Raw genomic sequence first — 20,336 nt, 5'->3', positions numbered from 1 at the left:
GTTTTTAGGTGTTAGCAAAATTATATTCAAAGATTATTTACGATTGACTTGATTTAAGATTGTATTTTAAATCGTAATTCTTCCAATAGATTAGCAAAGTCCTCTGAAATTAAACATTCGGAGGGCTTTGTTTTTATACTTATCTTTGCACTCCAAAAGTCGTATTTATAAGGTCACAAGTCGTAAGTGAACATAACTTAAATATATTTACGACTTTATAACTTACGGCTCTCGACTAATTTTCACGCATGACAAAAGACAGGTTCAATGACCTGAAAGCCAAAGTAGAGGCTTTGAGGAGGTATCTTTGACTACGATAACAAGAAATTTCAAATTGAAGAATTAGAAGTTGTAACGCTTGACCCTGAGTTTTGGGGAAACTCAAAAAAGGCAGAGTCAACAATGCGACAAATCCGTGAATTAAAGTTCTGGACGGTTGGCTTCGACCAATTAAATCAACTCATGGGCGACCTTGAGACGATTTGGGAGTTTTATGAAATGAGCGAAGCAACAGAAGAGGAAGTAGATGCAGAGGGAGCGAAATTGGAAGACAAATTAGCCGAATTAGAATTCAGAAAAATGATGTCTGAGGAAGGTGATAATATGTCGGCAGTAATCGAAATCAATGCAGGTGCGGGTGGTACAGAGTCGCAAGACTGGGCAAGTATGCTCATGCGTATGTACATTATGTGGGCTGAAAAAAATGGGTTCAAAATTAAAGAGGCAGACCACAATGACGGTGATGTAGCAGGTATTAAGTCTGTTACGATGGAAGTTGAAGGTGAATATGCTTACGGTAATTTAAAGTCTGAAAACGGCGTTCACCGTTTAGTAAGAATTTCTCCTTTTGACTCAAACGCTCGTCGTCATACTTCTTTTGCATCAGTGTTTGTATCTCCTTTGGTTGATGACACTATCGAAATCGATGTAAACCCAGCCGACATAGAATGGGATACTTTCCGCTCAGGCGGTGCAGGAGGGCAAAATGTAAACAAAGTAGAAACGGCTGTTCGTTTACACCATAAACCTTCTGGAATTATCATTGCTTGCCAACAAGAACGTTCGCAATTAATGAACAAAGAAGTTGCGATAAGACTCTTAAAGTCAAAACTTTATCAAATAGAAATTGACAAGCGTAATGCCGCAAGAGCAGAGGTTGAAGCAGGTAAAAAGAAAATTGAGTGGGGTTCACAAATCAGAAGTTATGTATTGGATGACAGACGAGTAAAAGACCACCGAACTAATTACCAAACCTCCAATACTGATGCCGTTCTCAATGGCGACATTAATGAGTTTATCAAGGCTTATTTGATGGAGGCGTAGATAATACAGGGATGTTAAAATACAAAAGCTGTAAAGATTGTTCTTTACAGCTTTTGTATTTTAAATATAGAGAGTAAACATCTATTTTAAAATTCTTTCATTGGCAAGGCTTTTGTACTAAATTTGTAACCTTTTTCGTTAGCATACTAATCCAAAATTTATTAAATGGTCAAGCGTTTTTCATTGTTTTTTCTAACACTTATTCTCCTTTGGGTAGCGTTCCGAACGCCTGTAATAGGTGAGTTTAACAATACGCTTTTACATTGGTTTAAGCCTTCTGTTTCTGATACAAAAAAGACAAATCATCTGGTCTTAATGCCTCCTCCCGTATTTACGACTAATAGTTTATTGGCAGAAGACCAATGGGTTGATAGTGTTTTTACGTCAATGGATGAAGACCAAAAAATTGGTCAATTTTTCATGGTTGCCATCAACCCCACTCATGGCGAAGCTCATTTCAAACGTATCGAAACGTTAATTCAAACAAATTATATCGGTGGACTTATCTTTTTTCAAGGCGACCCATTTTCTTATGCCAGTCTTAATAATCGTTTTCAGTCGGGGACAAGAATTCCTTTGTTGATTGGTATTGATGGCGAATGGGGTTTGGCAATGCGTGTCAATTCAACAATGGCATTTCCAAAACAGATTACTTTGGGTGCAATTCAAGATAACTCATTGATTTATAAGATGGGTGGTGAAATTGCCCGCCAATGCAAACGCTTAGGAATTCACCTAAATTTTGCTCCTGTTGTTGACATAAATTCTAATCCAAACAATCCTGTTATTGGTTATCGTTCCTTCGGAGAATTACGTGAAAATGTGGCTCTCAAAAGCAGTGCCTACATGAAAGGAATGCAAAATAATCAGCTTTTAGCCTGTGCAAAACACTTTCCAGGGCATGGCGATACACAAGGAGATTCACATTTTACATTACCTCAATTATCATTCAATGCTGAACGTTTAAAAAGTGTTGAATTATACCCTTTTCAGCAATTAATTAACGATTCTATCAAAAGCGTTATCGTTGGGCATTTGCAAGTTCCTTTTTACGATTGGCGACCTGCTACGCTTTCTCAAAGTATCATTACAAATTTATTGAAAACCGAAATGGGTTTTAAAGGCTTGGTCATTACTGACGCTTTGAATATGAAAGGCGTGCGTCATGGACAAGGAATTACGTCTGGAGAAGTTGACTTACAGGCATTTATCGCAGGAAATGACATTTTACTTTACTCTGAAAATATCCCAGAAGGTATCCGTAAAATCAAAGAAGCGATTACCGCAGGACTTATTCAGCAAAATGATATTGACAATCGGGTTAGAAAAATTCTACACGCAAAATACTGGGTCGGGCTAAATCAATTTAAGTATATCGACAGCAATAATTTATACCAAGACCTTAACACAAACGAAGCTAACAAAATCAAACAAGAGCTTTTTGATAATGCGATTACGGTTGTGAAAGATGCCAAGAATGTTCTGCCGATTAATCCAACCGAAGGTAAATTTATCTCTATTGGTTTAGATGTTTCGCTTGGGAATCGTTTTCAACAAGAGTTGAGCCGTATTACTTCTTTCCAACATTTTGCCAGTGCTTCCAAAACGGACGAAGGATTTTTCAATAATGTTCTTCAAAATATTGACTCAACTTCAACGGTTGTTTTGAGTGTTCATAACATCAATAAAAAGACTGCCAATAAATTTGAGATTAATTACAACGTTCAAGGTTTTATCAAACGTCTCGAACAAAAAGCACAAAAAGTAGTCGTTTGTGTTTTTGGAAGTCCTTATAGTTTGAAATATTTTCCAGAATCATCGTCCCTTATTTGTGGTTATGAAGACGATGTAACGGCTTATTCGGCAATGGCAAGAGTCATTTTGGGAGAAATTCCTGCCACTGGAAAATTACCTGTTTCAGTAGAAAACCTTTTCAAAGCGGGCGATGGAATTAATATTTCTGGTGTCGGACAATTCGGCAAAGCATCTCCCGAAAGTGTAGGCATGAAAAGCGTTGAATTAGCCGATATTGACCCAATTGTTCAGTCTTCCATTGCACAAAGAGTTTTCCCAGGTTGTCAAGTTTTAGTGGCTCGTAAGGGTAAAATTATTTACGAAAAAAATTACGGGAAAATGAGTTATGAAGCTAATAGCGAACCTGTTACATCAAATACGGTTTACGATTTAGCATCTGTTACAAAGGTTTCTGCAACGCTTCAATCATTGATGCTTCTTTACGACCAAAAGAAATTTAGTTTAGACGAAAAAGCCTCTCATTATCTTCCAGAATTGAAAGGAACAAATAAAGAAAATCTCACCATCAAAGACATTCTTTGGCATCAAGCGGGCTTGGTGGCTTATATTCCTTTTTGGGAAAAAACACGTATTCCACTGGGTTGGAAAACCGAATATTACAACACAAAACAGTCTGCTGAATATCCATTAGAAGTTGCCGAAGGAATGTTTGCGAAGGCTTCCATTCGTGATTCGGTCTGGAAATGGGTTATCAAATCTCCACTTATTAACAAAAGGGAAAAAGACGGTTCGTATCCTTTCGTTTATAGCGATTTGGGATTAATCATTTTGCATCATCTCGTAGAAAAACTGACCAATCAATCTTTGGACGTTTTTACTTCAAAAAACTTTTACGAGCCTTTATCAATGAATACAACGGGATTCAATCCTTTGAAAAAAATTAGTAAAAAGCAAATTGCTCCGACTGAAAACGACAATTTGTTTAGAGGAAGGCTTTTACAAGGAACAGTTCAAGACCAAACCGCAGCGATGTTAGGCGGAGTTTCGGGTCATGCAGGATTATTCAGCAATGCTTCCGACTTGGCAAAATTACTACAAATGAATCTCAACAAAGGCTCATTTGGTAATAAACAATTCATCAGTGAGCAAACAATCAATCTTTTTACCAATAGCAAAGCAACCAGAAGTTACCGAGTTTTGGGTTGGGATAAACTTCCATCCGACGGCGACAGCAACTTTGTATCCGCCAAAGTTTCATCAAGTTCTTACGGACACTCAGGTTATACAGGCACACTCGTATGGATTGACCCCGAAAAAGAATTAGTTTTCGTATTTTTGTCAAACCGAGTAAATCCATCGGCAGGCAACAATAAAATTAACACGCTGAAAATTAGACGAAAAGTAATGGACATCGTTTATAAGTCGATGGAATAATGTAACACAGGTTTCCAACCTGTCAAAAAATAAAGACAACTGACAAGTAACACAGGTTTCCAACCTGTCTAAAACATAAAGACGACCGACAGCTTAGGAACCTGTCCTACTAAACAAAATGAAAACACAACGCATTTCTCTTATTTTCTTAGCCATTTTCGTATTTTCGGGTGTGGCGGTTTATTTTAAATCTTGTCAAAAACCTGCTTCGACAGAATCTGCTCCCGTTGAAGACGTTGCCATTACGCTAAATCCTGCTCCAGATTTTAAGGCTGATTCTGCTTTCGCTTACGTAAAAGCACAAGTGGATTTTGGTCCAAGAGTTCCCAATACAAAAGCACATAAAGCTTGTGGCGATTACTTAGTGGCAAAATTGAAGCAATTTGGTTGTGAAGTAATTTCACAAGACTTTGTAGCCACAAAATACGATGGCACAAAAATGAATGCTCGAAATATCATTGGAAGTATCAATCCATCTGCTCCAAAACGCATTTTATTAACGGCTCACTGGGATTCTCGTTCGGTGGCCGATAAAGATACCAAAGACAAAAACTCTCCAATCGACGGAGCAAACGACGGTGGTAGTGGCGTTGGTGTTTTGTTAGAATTGGCTCGTACTATTCAACAAGCAACACAAAAACCAAACGTTGGCGTTGATATTATTTTCTTTGACGTAGAAGACCACGGAGAACCAGAAGATTACAAAGGCGAACACAAACCTGAGTCTTGGGGATTAGGTTCGCAATATTGGGCAGCACATAAACACAAAGAAAATTATACGGCTTACTACGGAATTTTATTGGATATGGTAGGCGGAAAAGGGGCAGTTTTCCCGCATGAAGGCACTTCTATGCAATACGCTCCAATGATTGTTAGAAATATTTGGGATATTGCCAGTCGCTTGGGGTATTCAACAACTTTTATTGATGCTGATGGTGGAGGATTAACCGACGACCATACAGCAGTAAATGACGTTGGAAAAATCCAAATGATTGATATTGTTGAGCTTCATCCAAATTCTCCAGAAACCTTCTGGAAATACCACCACACACACGGAGATAATTTGAGTAATATTGATAAAAACACGCTCAAAGCGGTTGGACAAACGGTTCTGAGTACACTTTATCAAGAATAAATTTGAATATAACTTCTTAGAAGAAAACCTGATAGCCATTTTCTGCTGACTATCAGGTTTTTTTATTGTATTTTTGTAGCATTAAAACCGAACAAATCATTCAATGGAACAAACTGAACAACTAAAATTTGTACACCTCAACGACCTTCACGTTTCTCTCGGAGCGAAAATGGTACCTTTTGCAGGCTATTCAATGCCTGTTTTATATACAAATCTGATTCAAGAGCATTTAGCAGTACGTAATTCAGTGGGCGTTTTTGATGTCTCACACATGGGCGAGTTCGTGGTAAAAGGCGAGCGTGCAACTGAGTTTTTACAGTATGTTACTTCCAATGATGTTTCTGCTTTGGTAGAGGGCAAAGTTCAATATTCATGTTTGCCAAATGATAAAGGTGGTATCGTTGATGACCTTTTGGTTTATAAACGTAACGACAATGAATACTTTTTGGTCGTAAATGCCTCAAATATTGAGAAAGATTGGGCTTGGATGCAATCGCATAATTCATTTGGTGTAGAAATGCAGGACATTAGCGAAGGCATGAGTCTTTTTGCAGTTCAAGGTCCAAAAGGCGTAGCAACGATGCAAAAACTTACTGATTTAGATTTAGGCTCGATGGAATATTATACTTTCAAAGAAGGAACAGTAGCAGGAATTAGTGATGTATTAATTGCAACAACTGGTTATACAGGTGCAGGAGGAATGGAAGTTTATGTACCAAACGAACACGCTGAAGCAATGTGGAAAGCTATTTTTGAAGCAGGTGCAGAATTCAATATCGTCCCTGTTGGTTTAGGAGCAAGAGACACTTTGCGTACCGAAATGGGTTATTGTTTATACGGACATGATATTGATGATACAACGTCTCCAATTGAAGCAGGTTTAGGTTGGATTACCAAATTCAACAAAGAATTTATTAATGCTGATTTCCATAAAAAAATCAAAGAAAATGGCGTAACTAAGAAATTGGTAGGCTTTGAAATGATTGACAGAGGTATTCCAAGACAACATTACGAAATCATGGATGCCGCAGGAAATATCATCGGTGAAGTTACTTCTGGAACGCAGTCGCCATCAATGAGTAAAGGAATCGGAATGGGATATGTTGCCACAGAATTCAGCAAAAATGGCTCTGAAATCTATATCAATATCCGTAATAAATATTTAAAGGCAGTTGTAACTAAAATGCCGTTTTTGAAAGTGTAACTCGATGCTTCCGCATCGGATAAGAACAATTATCCCCCGATGCAGAGGCATCGGATTACAAAATGAAAAAAATTGACGTTTGCTTAACCCCAGAATTATTACATCTTCACGATATTGAAAATTCAATTGTTGTTGTAGTTGATATTTTTAGAGCTACTTCTTGTATGACAACGGCTTTTGCCAATGGCGTAGAAGCCATTATTCCCGTTGCCACCGTTGATGAATGCGTAGCTTATCAGCAAAAAGGATATTTAGCTGCCGCTGAACGTGATGGAAAAACACCAGACGGTTTTGATTTTGACAATTCGCCATTTAGCTACATGGCTGAAAAAGTACAAGGTTCAACTATTTGTGTAACCACAACCAACGGTACTTTGGCAATTACAAAATCGAAAAATGCGGTAAAAGTAATGGTGGGTTCTTTCTTGAATTTAGGAGCTTTAACCACTTACTTAAAAGACCAACAATATGATGTTTTGGTACTTTGTGCAGGTTGGAAAGGCAAACCCAATTTAGAGGATACGCTTTTTGCAGGTGCTTTGGTAGAGCGTTTACAAGACGAATTTATGATTGAAGAAGACGCTGCATTGATGGCTCAACGTCTTTATAATTTAGGCAAAGACGATTTGTTGGCTTGCGTAGCTTCATCTTCACACGTGAAAAGATTACAACGTCTTGGAATTCAAAAAGATATAGCGTATTGTTTACAGCATGATTTATACGATGTTTTACCCGTTTTAAGAGGTAATTCGTTGGTAAATATGTGAATTTTAGCCCACAGATGATACGGATTTAACCGATTTTCACATGATAAATAAAAAATCTGTGAAAATCTGTATCATCCGTATTATCTGTGGGCTATTAATTTCAACAATTTTCGCCGTCAATATCACAGACTTCACCCTCCACATTGGCTATTTCCAATTCTTGAGCAACTTTCTCGATAACTTCCGTAAATACATCTGACGGTTGAGCTCCAGAAACGGCATATTTCTGATTAAAAATAAAGAAAGGAACGCCAGAAATTCCTAATTGACGATAATAATTCATTTCTTCTTTTACTTCGTCAGAAGCAATATCTGAATAAATAATTCCTTTGGTTTTTGCTCCGTCCCAACCATAATTTGCCATGATTGACACGAGATTTTCATCTACTGTCAAATCAATTTTATCCACAAAATACGCTTTCATAAAAGCCTCTTTAACATCTGCCTGAATCCCTTCTTGTTCTGCCAACGTAAGTATTCTGTGAAGTGTAAAAGTATTGATAGCTTTGGGTAAATTAGCAAAATCAAACGACAAGCCTTCTGTTTCGGCAGCTTGTTCTACTTGATGAAATTTATCAAGAATATTTCCTCCAAAACGGTTTTCCATATAAAGCTGAAAATCTGTTCCTTCAATTGGGACAGAAGGGTCAAGTTGAAAAGGATGATAGACAATTTCTATGTCTTCAACTTGCACATTATCAGAAGTTTGTGTATATTTAATAGCATTTTCTAACCTACGCTTACCAATATAACACCAAGGACAAACAATGTCCGAAACCACATCTACACGAATTTTTATTTTTTTGTTCATCTTAAAATTCATTAATTCTAATTTATCCATTATTTAGTCATTTCATAAGCTGAAGGCAATTCTGAAAATCTTTAACGGACAAGCCACAATTTAATAGTTTAAATTTATCAACATAGTTCACCAAAGCGAACTACTATTTTACGAATACAAACAACAAGCTACTTAAATTCCATCATTTATCAGGATAATGTAAAAATCAGATGATTAAATCATTCGTTCATTAAAATCAGCTCTATTATGAAAAAAATCTATTTATTATTTTTTGTAGCATCCATTGCTTTAATAACATCTTGCAATAGAAATGGTTTCCAGATAGGCACTGCTTGTCATAGAGAAATTGAAGATGAAGTTTTTAAACCTAATTATCAGTCATTTACAACCGTTGAAAAACAGTTTAATGTTATTGATACAACTTATCAATTTCAAGCCGTTATTGATGAAATTGGCAACCAGATGAAACTTCGGGGTTATCAGGACTCACGAGAACGTCCAAATCTGATTGTTTTTTATGCACTTTTTCCAAATGATGTTAATTTATCGGTTCTTCAACGTTCGTTTAGAGGTTTGGGAAAGGAAAATATGAATGAAGAACTTCGTAGAATTAGACTTAGAAAAGGAACACTTTTACTTCAATTTGTAGAAAATGATTCAAATAGACCAATTTGGATGGGATATGCAGCAGGAATTGCTCAACCAGAAACAAGTAAAATTGATGCAAAAGCCCTTAGAGTAGCTACAAGACAGATTTTTGATAATTATAAAATATTCGCAAAGGACTATATTGCTGGTAAAACAATAGTAACATCGCAAGTTTTAGCGAGCAAGTAGAGTTGTTATTGGGGATTGGTTATTGGTTACTGGTTATTGGTCAATTAGTTATCGACAGATGTGGCATTCTTATAACCAATCAACCAATAACCAATCAACCAATAACCAATCAACCAATAACCAATCAACCAATAACCAATCAACCAATAACCAATCAACCAGTAACCAATCTACCAGTAACCAATCTACCAGTAACCAATCTACCAATAACCAATAACCAATTAATAAGTAAGCATATCCACAACTTCTTTATGTTGTGGAAACATTGTTAATAACTCAGTTCTGTTTTTCATTTCAAAATCTTCAAAATCAAAGCCTGGGGCAACGGTACAACCCACTAAAGAATAACTATCAGATTCAGCAGGTTTTGAGCCAAACCAACATCCTGCGGGAACGACCGCTTGAAAAACTTCGCCATTCTCAGGATTATTACCTAAGCGAATAATTGTCAACTCTCCCTGATTATCAATTACATAAACATTCAACGGACAACCTGCATAAAAATGCCACATTTCGTCTGATTCTATCCGATGAAGGGCTGAAATATGGTGACTTTCCAACAAGAAATAAATTCCCGTAGAAAAACTACGGTCGCCTTTAAAACGGCTTGGAAGGGCATTTTGAGGAATATTTTCCGTCGAACGATAGGTTTCTGCAAAATATCCACCTTCTGGATGAGCTTGCATATTATAGGCGTTGATGTAAAATTGAGCGGGTTTAGTCATCGGGTAAATAATCTTTGGTCAAAGGAAAAATTTTGCTTTTTAACAATTTCAATCTCCTTAAATAATGGATGCAAGGGATTGATTAAAACATTATGTTCATCTTGAATAATGGCAGACGGAACTTTCATCGCCAAAAAATCTTGTGTTTTAACAAAGTCGTCAGTTATTTTTCTTAATCCTTCAAATCCATCTTGTGTAAGCCAATTTGCGGGAAAATCGTCGATAAAATATTCTTGGATAGAATCTGGTATTTGTATCGTTATAGCTTGATAGATTGGTAAAAATGCAGGATTCTGAATGTGAACTATATTTTCTAAAACCACAAGGGACAGATTTTCACTGGTATATAGTAACGGTACTCCCACTCTATTCCAACGTCCACCGTATAATTTTGCTCCAGTTCCTGATAAATCTAAGGCATATTTTTGAGGCGTAATTCTGTGTATTTTCATTGAATAAATTTAAGTTTCATGCTAAATATAAACGCCATGTTCAATTCTACCAAGTTCATCATGTACCATCTGAAATCCTCGATGAGTATCCAAAATATCAATTGGACGTTGTTTTTGGAATAAAGCATGAGGAGACTTCATCCAGCCGTTAAATCTATCAATCGTTCCAAAAACTTCCTCTCCGTATTGATAAAGCCCTGCCAATTCTATCGTTTTTTCAGAAGCAACTTTACTTAACTTTGTTTCATCAGAATAACGCTGAAGTGTTCTCTCTGAAAGGTCTAAAACATTGGCTAACTCCTTTTCTGTAAAGTTGATACGGCTTGCCAATTGAAATAAAATACTTTTAGAAATTCCTTCACGAGATAATTGAATCACTTGCCAATCATGCCCTTGACCAAGCATTAAAAAAATATCTTCTTGTTTAGTATTTGCCTTTATCATTTTTCTTGTATTTATGTCATAAATATAACGACAAATGTCGCATCTTCAAAATTATCTCAAGTTTTCTTCCACATTTGCAACATTCTAAAAACATTCTGTGTCATTTGTTTGAACTTGGATTTTTAGGATTTAAAAATTTTAGGATTTTACTAAAATGATGTACGTAATTTATCTTGAAATCCTCCAATCTTAAAAATCCAAGTTCAAACAATCATTCACAAATCACAATTAATTACCTCTGGAACAAACGCTTTACATAGACAAACATCTCCCACTCGTAGAGGCTTGCCGTCGGGGCGAACGCAAGGCTCAGTATGAGATTTATCGGCTTTATGCAAAGTCTATGTATAACGTTGCGGTCAGAATTGTGAATCATAACGGAGAAGCAGAAGACGTTTTGCAGGACGCTTTTTTAGACGCTTTTCAGAAAATTCATGATTTTAGACAAACAAGTACCTTTGGAGCGTGGTTAAAACAAATTGTGATTAATCGAGCCTTGAATCAGTTACGAAACCGAAAAGTACAATTGGTTGATATTGATGAAAGTATTGATATTTGTGATGAAGAATCTTACGACGAAGAAAGTCTCAATTATGACATTCAACGAGTACAACACGCCATTCAGCAACTCCCCGATGGTTTCAGAACGGTTATTTGTTTGTATTTATTGGAAGGTTATGACCATGAAGAAATCGCTGAGGTTTTGGGTATTGCCGAATCAACATCTCGCACGCAATACATTCGTGCGAAAAAACGATTATTAGAAATATTAGGTACGATGGCACGCTGATGACGCAGATACTGCGTAACGCTGATTTACGAAGATTTTACACAATAATCATAAATTTTATCATAGAAAGCATTAATAAAGCTTAGATAAGATTAAAAATCTGTGAAAATCTGCGTTGCCTAAGTAGGCATCTGCGTGCTAATTATCATATATAAAATGAAAAATCAAGAAAATAAACAAGGATTAGAACAATTCATCCGAGAAAATCGTGCAGAGTTTGATATGCACGAAGTTCCTGCTGGACTTTGGGATAAACTTGATAAATCCCTCAGTGAAAACGACAAAAAAACAATTGCCCCAAGTGAAGAATCTGACGAAATTATTATCAAATTCAAGAAATCGTCTATTTCTAAAATGAAGTTTTGGGCAATGGCTGCCAGCTTAATTTTACTAATTGGCTGTTTTGCCGTGTTTTTATTTCAATCAAAAACGAACTCTACCGAGCAAATTGTCGCTAATATTGCTCCACAATACGGCAATCAGATGGTGCAATATGCCAGTTTAATTGAGTCGAAAAGAGAAGAAATAAAACAGATTGAAGAACACGACCCAGTTTTGTATAATGAGTTTGAAACGGAAATTGAAAAGTTAAATAAAGATTATCACAACCTTCAAACAGAACTTTCTGCAACGCCCAATCAGGAAGACTTAGTAAAAGCTATGATTCAAAATTTACAAGTTCAAGTGGATATTTTAAACCGCCAATTAACCATTATTGAGAAAGTAAAAGAGTACAAACAAAACCCAATGAAAAGTATTTAAAAGTCACTCAGGAAGATTGTAAGGTAACATAAACACTTGACTAATCGACCCGTTACCAATAACCACTTAATTAGGGTTGGGTATAACAAAGCAAAATCATGAAAACGATATATAGCATCATAATTTTCAACGGCTTAATCTTGTTCCATACATTCGGACAAGACAGTTTGAAAAACAGAATCTCCGAAGAAGATATAATTATCATCAATGGAAAGCACGAATTAGAAAAGTTAACTCAGGAATTAAAACAAGTTGAAACTCGTGTAATTACTTTTAGAAATAAAACATCTCGCAATAAAGAAAATTGGACGGTTGAAATCCCAACGCCACCGATACCACCAACACCTCCAACAAACTTTTCTTTTAGCCTTGACGAGACACAGGAAAATGCACAAGATAATCCCATTGAGAAGAAAAAAGTAATTTCAAAATCCTTTACAGTTGATGCCAAAGACCGCCTGACCATCAGCAATCAACACGGCGATGTAAAAGTTGAACTTTGGAATAAAAACGAAATTAAAGTTGATATTACGATTATCGGCTACGGAACGTCAGAAGAGAAAGCCCAAGCATTGATTGACAATGTGTCTATTTATTCAGCGAGCGTAAACAAAGGCAATGGGGAAAATATTTCTTTTCAAACCAATATAAGTTCTGACGATAACGGTAATTGGGGAAATGCTTGGAATTGGATGGGAAGTAAGAAAAAAACGGAAGATTGTAATTGTCCGAATGGCAAAAAAGGAGTCGAAATAAACTATATGATTTACATGCCTCGTACCAATGCTCTTACGGTGTCAAATAAATACGGGAAAACCATTATTCCTCAATTTGATGCTCCACTAAGGGTATCATCTAATTACGGTAGTTTTTCTTGCGACCGCCTAAAAGGAACAGACAAAGATATTTTTGTTCAATACGGTTCGGGAGATATTAAGCAAATGGACGATGGAAACCTTCAAATTTCTTATTCTAAACTGAATGTTGACAAGGCTGACAATTTGTTTCTTAGAAATAATTACGGCTCTGTTACCTTAGATAATATTAATAATCTTGACGGTACTTTTCAATATTCAAGCGGGAAAATTGGTAAAATTAATGAGACAGGAAAATTAGCGATTAGTTATTCAGATGGAGTACAGCTTTCGGAATTATCTAAAACGCTAAAAACGTTGGATATTCGCTCAAATTATACCGCTGTGAAATTACCCGTAACAGGAGATTGTAACGCAGATTTTGAAGTAACTACGACTTATGCCAATTTCCGTTATCCGTCAAGAAAAGTAAGTTTTACTGTTAATCCAGATGAAAATAATGATGACGACCGCAAAATGGGAATGCAACCAACCAAAACTTATAAAGGTAAAATTGGCAAAGGCTCAACCACTAAAATCACGATTAAAACTAATTATGCAGGCGTGAAGTTTATGGAAAAATAGCAGTTATCAGTTATCAGTTATCAGTTATCAGTTATCAGTTATCAGTTATCAGTTATCAGTTATCAGTTATCAGTTATCAGTTATCAGTTATCAGTTATCAGTTATCAGTTATCAGTTATCAGTTAAAACAGTGCAACATTGAAATTAAAGTTCCAATATATTACTTTAATTTTCACCCACAGATTAACTGATTACTGTTTACTGATAACTGTTCACTGATAACTGCATCAATTTTCCTCATCATCTTTCTTCTTCACTTTTTTCGGAGCTTCGTAGATGATTTTTCCTTTGTTATCTCTTTCCACTAAAATCTCTGGTTCAGACTTATCAAATTTATCTTTGGCAAACATCGTTTCTTTCTTCAAACGTCCCTGCGAGCCAAATTGATGATATTCTCTCCAACGTCCCACTTTTACACTATCATCAAATTTCCCTTCTTCTTTTAGCTGTCCACCATCATAAAAAGAACGATATTCCCCTGTTACTTTATTGAATTTCACAGGAATAACTTCCTTAATTTTAGTCTGTTCTTTATCAAAATAAGAGAATTTTGAATCTGCTAAAAAGCCATCTTTATATTTTTCTTTTGTTAGCAAAATATAATCTTGTGAATATGTCTCCCAACGTCCATCTTTCACGCCTACATAAAAGTACCCTTCTTCAACCAATTCATCATTTACATATTTCTTGTACGGGCCATGACAAACTTCTCCGTAATCTTTATCTTTTCTCGGAACATTGGTTACACGTCTTAATTTGGGGTCATACCACCAAATTTCTTTGGCATAAATACTTGGTTCAGCTTCATCTGGATTACGCAAAACATTAATTTCTTCAACGGTCAATCTTGTTCCTGAGCCATACTCACCGATGCGAAGCTCAAACTTAATATCTTCATATTCGTCTTTTGGTTTTTTCTTGATTTTTGTCTTTTTTTTCGACTTCCCAATTTTCAAGCCCAAATCAGCAGAAAGGTCGCCAGCTTCTCCTTTCAGTCTTTTAAACTCGTCTTTATTATTCTTAATATCTTCTTTTACGTCTTTTATTGTCTTTTTGGCATTCTTGATATTATCCAAAATATCTGTTTGAATCAAACCGCCTAAAAGTCCTGCTTTTTTCTTGGCAGAAGTATCCGTTTGCGGTTTAGCAGTGGTTTTAAACTCATCAGACTGAGCCAACGAAGTCAGTGTCAAAGAAAGTAGAAATATGGAAAATAAAAGCGAAAAAGTTTTCATTACAGGAATGATTAAAGCGAAAGTATTACCTTTGTAAAACGAAATATTACTATTTTTATTCTTATGGTAAAGATAACAATATTCATTCCATTTCGCTAAATCGTCCAAATTTTCAATTATCCGTGGAAAAAGATTCAAAAATATACATTGCAGGTCATAGAGGTATGGTTGGCTCGGCAATTCATAGAAAACTACAAGAAAAAGGATTTACCAATTTTGTTCTAAAAACCTCAAAAGAACTCGATTTACGAAATCAACAAGCGGTTTCTGATTTTTTCAAAACTGAAAAACCAGACTATGTTTTCTTGGCAGCCGCCAAAGTGGGAGGAATTATTGCCAATAATACTTATCGTGCGGACTTTCTTTACGAAAATTTAGCCATTCAAAACAACATTATTCATAGCTCTTATGAAAATGGTGTGAAGAAGTTAATGTTTTTGGGTTCGTCTTGCATTTATCCAAAATTAGCACCTCAACCTCTCAAAGAAGATTATTTACTAAGTGGTTTTTTAGAAGAAACCAACGAACCTTATGCCATTGCTAAAATTGCAGGGATAAAAATGTGCGAGGCGTACAGAAGCCAATACGGATGTGATTTCATTTCGGTAATGCCAACCAACTTGTATGGACCAAATGATAATTATGACCTCCAGAAATCACACGTTTTGCCTGCTATGATTCGTAAATTCCATGAAGCAAAAGTTTCGGGAAGCAAAGCTGTAACACTTTGGGGAACTGGCTCGCCCATGCGTGAGTTTTTACACGCCGACGACCTTGCGGAAGCTTGTGTGTATTTGATGGATAATTATAGCGAAGCTGATTTTATCAATATCGGAACAGGAACTGACGTTACCATTAAAGAATTGGCGGAAACTGTTAAGAAAACGGTAGGCTTTGAAGGAGATTTGATTTGGGATACCACTAAGCCAGACGGAACGCCACGTAAACTCATGGATGTATCACGTCTCCATGCACAAGGTTGGAAACACACAATTGACTTAGAACAAGGCATAGCATTAGCTTACCAAGATTTCTTGGAGCATCACGATACACTAAGATTGTAATGACAAATTATAAATGATGAGTTATAAATTGAAATTCTTGAGTTGACAAATTCATAATTTATAACTCATCATTAAAAAAGCCATCAACCTATGCTAAACAGCAATAGGTTGATGGCTTTTTTGTGAATTTCTCGAATACGCAAGCACTTTGTCTATGCTTCTTTCGGAAGGTTGGCGATAACTTCTATCCAGACCTGCTTGTACATCAAGCATATCTAAATAAAATTCTAACATTTCGGCATCATGGACTAATCCGTCCTGAATCAAAAGGTTTTCTTCTTCCGTTGTTTCTTGATAGACGTAACGGATAACGTCATGCTGCGTAAAGGTTTGTATCATAGCTTGGAGAATGTTTGCTCATCATTTTGCGTAGATTTATCAACGCATAACGCATTCTACCAAGTGCTGTGTTGATGCTAACTCCAGTAGCATCAGCAATTTCCTGAAAACTCATGTCTTCGTAATGACGCATCACTAAAACCTCTCTCTGCGTGTCGGGAAGCATTTTAATCAGGCTTCTTAGATGGGCGTGTGATTCTTCACGAATTTGAATATCCTCATACGAGTCTTCTGCAAAATCTAATGTGTTGAATACACTACTTCCATCCTCAAATACAACATTTGGATAGCGTTTATCACGACGAAAATAATCAATTGCCATGTTATGTGCGATTCTAAGCACCCACGGCAAAAATTTACCTTCATCGTTGTACTTGCCAGACCGAAGAACATCTACTGCTTTGATAAAAGTATCTTGCATTAAATCTTCGGCTACGAAAGTATCCTTGACAATCAAATAAATCGTGGTATAAACTTTGGATTTGTAACGGCGAACAAGAGTTTCAAATGCGTGTTCGTCACTATTTTTGATATAACGTGATACAAGTTCACTGTCGTTAACATGGACTTTTTCCATTCTGATAAATCTATTTAGTTAACGTAAAGCTTCTCCTCAAATTGTATCTGTTTATATTTTTTTAATGACTTTTCCTGTTCTTTTTTGAAGTAATTCTGAAAGGTTATTTCAAAGATAGTGGTTGTTATAATATTTCCCAACAAAATGATAAAAAAAATAATACCATTAACAAATATTAACAATACATTATTCGTTTGGGCATCTTAGAATAGGGGTTTTTACCTACTATTCAGAATTATCATTTGCAAATACTTATTTCACAAAATATTATTTGGTTATCAACAACCAATAATTATGCCGATTGTAAGTTTTTTTTAGATTATTTATGGTATTTACGCAAGATTTGATTGTATAGTTTATTGACAATCAATAAATTGAGCGAATTATCAACTCAACAAACTTAATACATTTATTTATGCTTCATCAAACGAAAATAAAATTAGTCGAATGTCCACGAGATGCCATGCAGGGTTGGGAAAACTGGATTCCGACGGATAAAAAAATCTCATACTTAAATCAATTATTAAAAGTCGGATTCGATACGCTTGACTTTGGCAGTTTTGTTTCTCCCAAAGCCATTCCACAAATGGCAGATACCGCCCAAGTTTATGATGCTCTGGATTTAGAAAACACCCCAACAAAGCTTTTGGCAATTATTGCCAATCTTCGAGGAGCAGAAACGGCGGTGAGTTTTGAAAAAATAACTTATTTAGGATTTCCATTTTCTATTTCAGAGACTTTTCAACAAAGAAATACCAATAGTTCAGTAGCGGACGCTTTCAAAACGGTAGAAGCTATCCAAAATCTTTGTTTAAAACATCATAAAACGTTGGCTGTCTATTTTTCAATGGGATTTGGGAATCCTTACGGCGACCCTTACAATGTAGAAATTGTGGCAAATTGGGCAGAGAAAATGAATCATTTGGGCATAAAAATCATTGCTCTTTCTGATACGGTTGGCGTAGCTGAACCCGAAATCATTTCTTCCCTTTTCAAGAATTTGATTCCTGCTTATCCAGCAATTGAATTTGGAGGACATTTTCACGCACGAACAGATAATTGGAAAAGTAAAATTAAAGCCGCTTTTGAAGCAAATTGTACTCGTTTTGATGGTGCGATTGGCGGTTTTGGCGGTTGTCCGATGGCAGAAGACGAATTAGTTGGTAATATCAACACACAGGATTTAATCCAATTCTTTGAAAATGAACCAATTGATTTACAATTAGATAAACCTGCATTTAATCAGTCGGTAGCATTTAGCCGAGAGGTTTTTATTTAAAAAATTGATGCGTGAAACCTTCTCGCTATCTTTGTATTGAAAATAAATTTTAGAACTATGGCAACGGTAGCCTACCAAATTAACAAAGATAAACTCGAAAAAGCAGCTTTCATTTTGAAAACGGTGGCACACCCTACTCGTTTGGCGATTGTAGATTTACTTTCGCAAAATGAAAAACTGTCTGTCAATGAAATTTGTGAGGTTTTGAATTGTGAGCAATCACTTCTTTCACATCATTTAATCAACATGAAATTGAAGGGAATTTTGCGTTCTGAAAAAGACGGCTTAAACGTGTTTTATTCGTTGAAAGAACGTGAAGTCATTAAATTGATTGAATGTATCGAACATTGTGACTGTAATTATTAGACTTCCTGCGAAAATGTTTTAAGTCGTAAAACAACATCTTTTCGGCTACAAATAGAGAAAATATATCATTTTTCAACCATAAAACACTTTCGCAGAAAGTCTATTAAAAAACATGAGTGATTTTTTGACCAAAGATTATTGGAACAACCGCTACGAAACAGAGCAAACAGGCTGGGATTTACGCATGGTTTCTCCGCCTTTAAAAGCCTACGTTGACCAACTGACCAATAAAGACATCCGCATTTTGATTCCTGGTTGTGGAAGTGGTTACGAAGCGGAATATTTAGCTCAAGAAGGCTTTTCGAATATTACCGTTGTGGATTTTGCTCCTTCGGTAGTGGAAAATATGAAGGAAAAAATGAAACATTTACAAAGTGTTCAAATCGTTTGTGATGATTTCTTTAAACACGAAGGCAAATATGATTTGATTTTGGAACAAACCTTTTTTTGTGCCATCGCCCCTTCGTTAAGACCACGATATGTTGAAAAAATGTATGAATTATTAAACCCTTCGGGAATTTTGGCAGGATTACTTTTCAATGTGCAATTTCCAGAAAATCCACCATTTGGAGGAAGTAAAACAGAATACGAAGGATTATTTTCTGAGAAATTCGATATTAAAATTTTAGAAACTTGCTATAATTCTATCAGCAAACGAGCTGGAAATGAGTTGTTTTTTAAGTTTCAGAAGAAGTGATATAGGGGTTAGTTTAAAAGAACAGACATTACACCAACAAAAGCATAAAAAACAGATTTAAACAAACAGAACCAAGCATATTTAACCGCATTGTGTGGTGAAAATCGGCTTGGTTTTCGTTTTTTAACACCTTCAAAAACCATAAATTAAAATATATCAAAACAGGAGACATTACTGCTAAATAGACAAAAAAGGCTTGAATATTGAAGATTTGTACATTTTGGAAATAAATAAAAAAGCCAATTGTAACCAACAAAAATATACTCGCCGTAAAAAGAAATGTTCCCTTGATTCCCAATAATCTACTCATGGTCAAATCACCTCTTTTGGCATCTTCTTCATGCTGATAAATTTGCGTCATCGGATAAAAACCTAAAAGATTTAAGCTACTCAACGCCGAAGGAAAAAGGTACTTTTCTTGCCATAAATCCAACAAATCAATATTTTCAACCGCTTGAATTACGGTTAAATAGGTAAATGCTCCTTGAAAAACCCCAACGGTCAGCCAGCTTAAAATGGGATATTTTTTAAGCCTAATTTTATCATTTGAATACGCTTTGGAAATGCTACTGTACACAAATAAAGCAACACTCAAAACCCAACCACTCAAAAAATAAGCTATCACTATTGCCAAAATATCTAAAACCCAAGCCACATAATACAACTCACGACTCACAGGTGGGGGATTTTCTAAACCGCCAATTGCCCCTTCATCTTTGTCGTAATAACTATTGTAAGCGTTTGAAGCGGGATAAATAAACAAATGCAACAAGATAAAAACACCAACCGCAACACTCCACGAAGGATGTTGACTTTGGCTCAACGCAAACCAAAATACGGGCATTAAAAAGAAGGAAAATGGAATACGGAGATGGAGGACGATGTTTTTCATTTTATTGTAAGTATGGCA

21 protein-coding genes are annotated in these 20,336 nt (G+C 35.8%); 13 read left to right on the top strand and 8 right to left on the bottom strand.

Annotated features, from left to right (window positions below; translation table 11 throughout):
- The first annotated feature begins 248 nt into the window (after nt 1-248).
- The 5 genes from prfB to LV89_RS16285 all read left to right on the top strand — a co-directional run bounded on the left by prfB (nt 249) and on the right by LV89_RS16285 (nt 7,618).
- A protein-coding gene (gene prfB / locus LV89_RS16305) for a peptide chain release factor 2 (RefSeq protein ID WP_109743982.1) occupies nt 249-1,323 on the top strand; the annotation gives its coding sequence in 2 pieces (ribosomal slippage) (nt 249-308 and nt 310-1,323; 1,074 coding nt in all).
- A gap of 165 nt (nt 1,324-1,488) precedes the next feature.
- A complete protein-coding gene (locus LV89_RS16300) occupies nt 1,489-4,512 on the top strand; it encodes a serine hydrolase domain-containing protein (RefSeq protein WP_109743981.1) in 3,024 nt (1,007 codons plus the stop codon).
- A 118-nt stretch (nt 4,513-4,630) separates the two neighbouring features.
- A complete protein-coding gene (locus tag LV89_RS16295) occupies nt 4,631-5,647 on the top strand; it encodes a M28 family peptidase (protein WP_109743980.1) in 1,017 nt (338 codons plus the stop codon).
- Between the two features lie 103 nt (nt 5,648-5,750).
- Nucleotides 5,751-6,851 (top strand): glycine cleavage system aminomethyltransferase GcvT, encoded by a 1,101-nt coding sequence (gcvT, locus tag LV89_RS16290; protein ID WP_109743979.1) that lies wholly within the window; start codon nt 5,751-5,753, stop codon nt 6,849-6,851.
- Between the two features lie 62 nt (nt 6,852-6,913).
- On the top strand, nt 6,914-7,618 hold the full coding sequence (locus tag LV89_RS16285) for a 2-phosphosulfolactate phosphatase (protein WP_109743978.1): 705 nt from the start codon (nt 6,914-6,916) through the stop codon (nt 7,616-7,618).
- Nucleotides 7,619-7,718: 100 nt separating this feature from the next.
- Here LV89_RS16285 and LV89_RS16280 read toward each other — a convergent pair whose 3' ends face one another.
- Nucleotides 7,719-8,459, bottom strand: coding sequence for a DsbA family oxidoreductase (locus LV89_RS16280; protein ID WP_109743977.1), 741 nt, complete (start codon nt 8,457-8,459; stop codon nt 7,719-7,721).
- 207 nt (nt 8,460-8,666) lie between these two features.
- On the opposite strand from LV89_RS16280, the gene LV89_RS16275 reads away from it, so the two are divergent.
- Entirely contained in the window at nt 8,667-9,257 is a 591-nt protein-coding gene (locus LV89_RS16275; RefSeq protein WP_109743976.1) for a DUF4136 domain-containing protein, read from the top strand.
- 221 nt (nt 9,258-9,478) lie between these two features.
- On the opposite strand, the gene LV89_RS16270 is transcribed toward LV89_RS16275, so the two are convergent.
- Genes LV89_RS16270 through LV89_RS16260 form a run of 3 tightly spaced genes read right to left on the bottom strand, consistent with a single transcriptional unit; the run spans nt 9,479 to nt 10,878 of the window.
- The gene (locus tag LV89_RS16270) at nt 9,479-9,982 is read right to left on the bottom strand and encodes a cupin domain-containing protein (protein ID WP_109743975.1); all 504 of its coding nucleotides are present in this window, start codon (nt 9,980-9,982) and stop codon (nt 9,479-9,481) included.
- The gene (locus LV89_RS16265) at nt 9,979-10,434 is read right to left on the bottom strand and encodes an RES family NAD+ phosphorylase (protein ID WP_109743974.1); all 456 of its coding nucleotides are present in this window, start codon (nt 10,432-10,434) and stop codon (nt 9,979-9,981) included. Before LV89_RS16265 ends, LV89_RS16270 begins: the two co-directional genes overlap by 4 nt.
- Before the next feature lie 21 nt (nt 10,435-10,455).
- Complete coding sequence (locus tag LV89_RS16260) at nt 10,456-10,878, bottom strand: Xre family toxin-antitoxin system antitoxin (RefSeq protein ID WP_109743973.1); 423 nt, start codon at nt 10,876-10,878, stop codon at nt 10,456-10,458.
- 238 nt (nt 10,879-11,116) lie between these two features.
- On the opposite strand from LV89_RS16260, the gene LV89_RS16255 reads away from it, so the two are divergent.
- From LV89_RS16255 to LV89_RS16245, 3 genes are all read left to right on the top strand, one after another.
- On the top strand, nt 11,117-11,668 hold the full coding sequence (locus tag LV89_RS16255) for an RNA polymerase sigma factor (protein WP_109743972.1): 552 nt from the start codon (nt 11,117-11,119) through the stop codon (nt 11,666-11,668).
- A gap of 156 nt (nt 11,669-11,824) precedes the next feature.
- Nucleotides 11,825-12,430 carry a hypothetical protein gene (locus LV89_RS16250; RefSeq protein WP_109743971.1) on the top strand — a complete coding sequence of 202 codons (606 nt, stop codon included), beginning with the start codon at nt 11,825-11,827 and terminating at the stop codon, nt 12,428-12,430.
- 98 nt (nt 12,431-12,528) lie between these two features.
- Entirely contained in the window at nt 12,529-13,869 is a 1,341-nt protein-coding gene (locus LV89_RS16245) for a hypothetical protein (protein WP_109743970.1), read from the top strand.
- A gap of 227 nt (nt 13,870-14,096) precedes the next feature.
- Here the strand turns inward: LV89_RS16245 and LV89_RS16240 are convergent, their stop codons facing one another.
- Nucleotides 14,097-15,212 (bottom strand): toxin-antitoxin system YwqK family antitoxin, encoded by a 1,116-nt coding sequence (locus tag LV89_RS16240; protein WP_109743969.1) that lies wholly within the window; start codon nt 15,210-15,212, stop codon nt 14,097-14,099.
- A 14-nt stretch (nt 15,213-15,226) separates the two neighbouring features.
- Here LV89_RS16240 and fcl point away from each other — a divergent pair, with 14 nt between their 5' ends.
- Nucleotides 15,227-16,168 (top strand): GDP-L-fucose synthase, encoded by a 942-nt coding sequence (fcl, locus tag LV89_RS16235; protein ID WP_109743968.1) that lies wholly within the window; start codon nt 15,227-15,229, stop codon nt 16,166-16,168.
- A 93-nt stretch (nt 16,169-16,261) separates the two neighbouring features.
- Here fcl and LV89_RS16230 read toward each other — a convergent pair whose 3' ends face one another.
- Together LV89_RS16230 and LV89_RS16225 are read right to left on the bottom strand one after the other, a co-directional pair.
- On the bottom strand, nt 16,262-16,507 hold the full coding sequence (locus LV89_RS16230; RefSeq protein WP_109743967.1) for a hypothetical protein: 246 nt from the start codon (nt 16,505-16,507) through the stop codon (nt 16,262-16,264).
- Nucleotides 16,482-17,084: an RNA polymerase sigma factor gene (locus tag LV89_RS16225; RefSeq protein WP_109743966.1), complete on the bottom strand. Its 603-nt coding sequence runs from the start codon at nt 17,082-17,084 to the stop codon at nt 16,482-16,484. Before LV89_RS16225 ends, LV89_RS16230 begins: the two co-directional genes overlap by 26 nt.
- A 415-nt stretch (nt 17,085-17,499) precedes the next feature.
- Between LV89_RS16225 and LV89_RS16220 the strand changes: the two genes are divergently transcribed.
- From LV89_RS16220 to LV89_RS16210, 3 genes are all read left to right on the top strand, one after another.
- The gene (locus LV89_RS16220) at nt 17,500-18,363 is read left to right on the top strand and encodes a hydroxymethylglutaryl-CoA lyase (protein ID WP_229201537.1); all 864 of its coding nucleotides are present in this window, start codon (nt 17,500-17,502) and stop codon (nt 18,361-18,363) included.
- Nucleotides 18,364-18,420: 57 nt separating this feature from the next.
- Complete coding sequence (locus LV89_RS16215) at nt 18,421-18,729, top strand: ArsR/SmtB family transcription factor (protein WP_109743965.1); 309 nt, start codon at nt 18,421-18,423, stop codon at nt 18,727-18,729.
- Between the two features lie 112 nt (nt 18,730-18,841).
- Entirely contained in the window at nt 18,842-19,426 is a 585-nt protein-coding gene (locus tag LV89_RS16210) for a methyltransferase domain-containing protein (protein WP_109743964.1), read from the top strand.
- A gap of 28 nt (nt 19,427-19,454) precedes the next feature.
- On the opposite strand, the gene LV89_RS16205 is transcribed toward LV89_RS16210, so the two are convergent.
- Nucleotides 19,455-20,318 (bottom strand): UbiA family prenyltransferase, encoded by an 864-nt coding sequence (locus tag LV89_RS16205; protein WP_109743963.1) that lies wholly within the window; start codon nt 20,316-20,318, stop codon nt 19,455-19,457.
- Nucleotides 20,319-20,336 lie beyond the last annotated feature (18 nt).

Source organism: Arcicella aurantiaca (assembly GCF_003148625.1).
Taxonomy (GTDB): Bacteria; Bacteroidota; Bacteroidia; order Cytophagales; family Spirosomataceae; genus Arcicella; species Arcicella aurantiaca.
This window is presented reverse-complemented; position numbering and strand designations above follow the sequence as displayed.

Coding starts and splice junctions, on each gene's coding strand:
- LV89_RS16300 (WP_109743981.1), top strand. CDS start 1,489: ATGGTCAAGCGTTTTTCATTGTTTTTTCTAACACTTATTCTCCTTTGG.
- LV89_RS16295 (WP_109743980.1), top strand. CDS start 4,631: ATGAAAACACAACGCATTTCTCTTATTTTCTTAGCCATTTTCGTATTT.
- gcvT (WP_109743979.1), top strand. CDS start 5,751: ATGGAACAAACTGAACAACTAAAATTTGTACACCTCAACGACCTTCAC.
- LV89_RS16285 (WP_109743978.1), top strand. CDS start 6,914: ATGAAAAAAATTGACGTTTGCTTAACCCCAGAATTATTACATCTTCAC.
- LV89_RS16280 (WP_109743977.1), bottom strand. CDS start 8,459: ATGGATAAATTAGAATTAATGAATTTTAAGATGAACAAAAAAATAAAA.
- LV89_RS16275 (WP_109743976.1), top strand. CDS start 8,667: ATGAAAAAAATCTATTTATTATTTTTTGTAGCATCCATTGCTTTAATA.
- LV89_RS16270 (WP_109743975.1), bottom strand. CDS start 9,982: ATGACTAAACCCGCTCAATTTTACATCAACGCCTATAATATGCAAGCT.
- LV89_RS16265 (WP_109743974.1), bottom strand. CDS start 10,434: ATGAAAATACACAGAATTACGCCTCAAAAATATGCCTTAGATTTATCA.
- LV89_RS16260 (WP_109743973.1), bottom strand. CDS start 10,878: ATGATAAAGGCAAATACTAAACAAGAAGATATTTTTTTAATGCTTGGT.
- LV89_RS16250 (WP_109743971.1), top strand. CDS start 11,825: ATGAAAAATCAAGAAAATAAACAAGGATTAGAACAATTCATCCGAGAA.
- LV89_RS16245 (WP_109743970.1), top strand. CDS start 12,529: ATGAAAACGATATATAGCATCATAATTTTCAACGGCTTAATCTTGTTC.
- LV89_RS16230 (WP_109743967.1), bottom strand. CDS start 16,507: ATGATACAAACCTTTACGCAGCATGACGTTATCCGTTACGTCTATCAA.
- LV89_RS16225 (WP_109743966.1), bottom strand. CDS start 17,084: ATGGAAAAAGTCCATGTTAACGACAGTGAACTTGTATCACGTTATATC.
- LV89_RS16220 (WP_229201537.1), top strand. CDS start 17,500: ATGCTTCATCAAACGAAAATAAAATTAGTCGAATGTCCACGAGATGCC.
- LV89_RS16215 (WP_109743965.1), top strand. CDS start 18,421: ATGGCAACGGTAGCCTACCAAATTAACAAAGATAAACTCGAAAAAGCA.
- LV89_RS16210 (WP_109743964.1), top strand. CDS start 18,842: ATGAGTGATTTTTTGACCAAAGATTATTGGAACAACCGCTACGAAACA.
- LV89_RS16205 (WP_109743963.1), bottom strand. CDS start 20,318: ATGAAAAACATCGTCCTCCATCTCCGTATTCCATTTTCCTTCTTTTTA.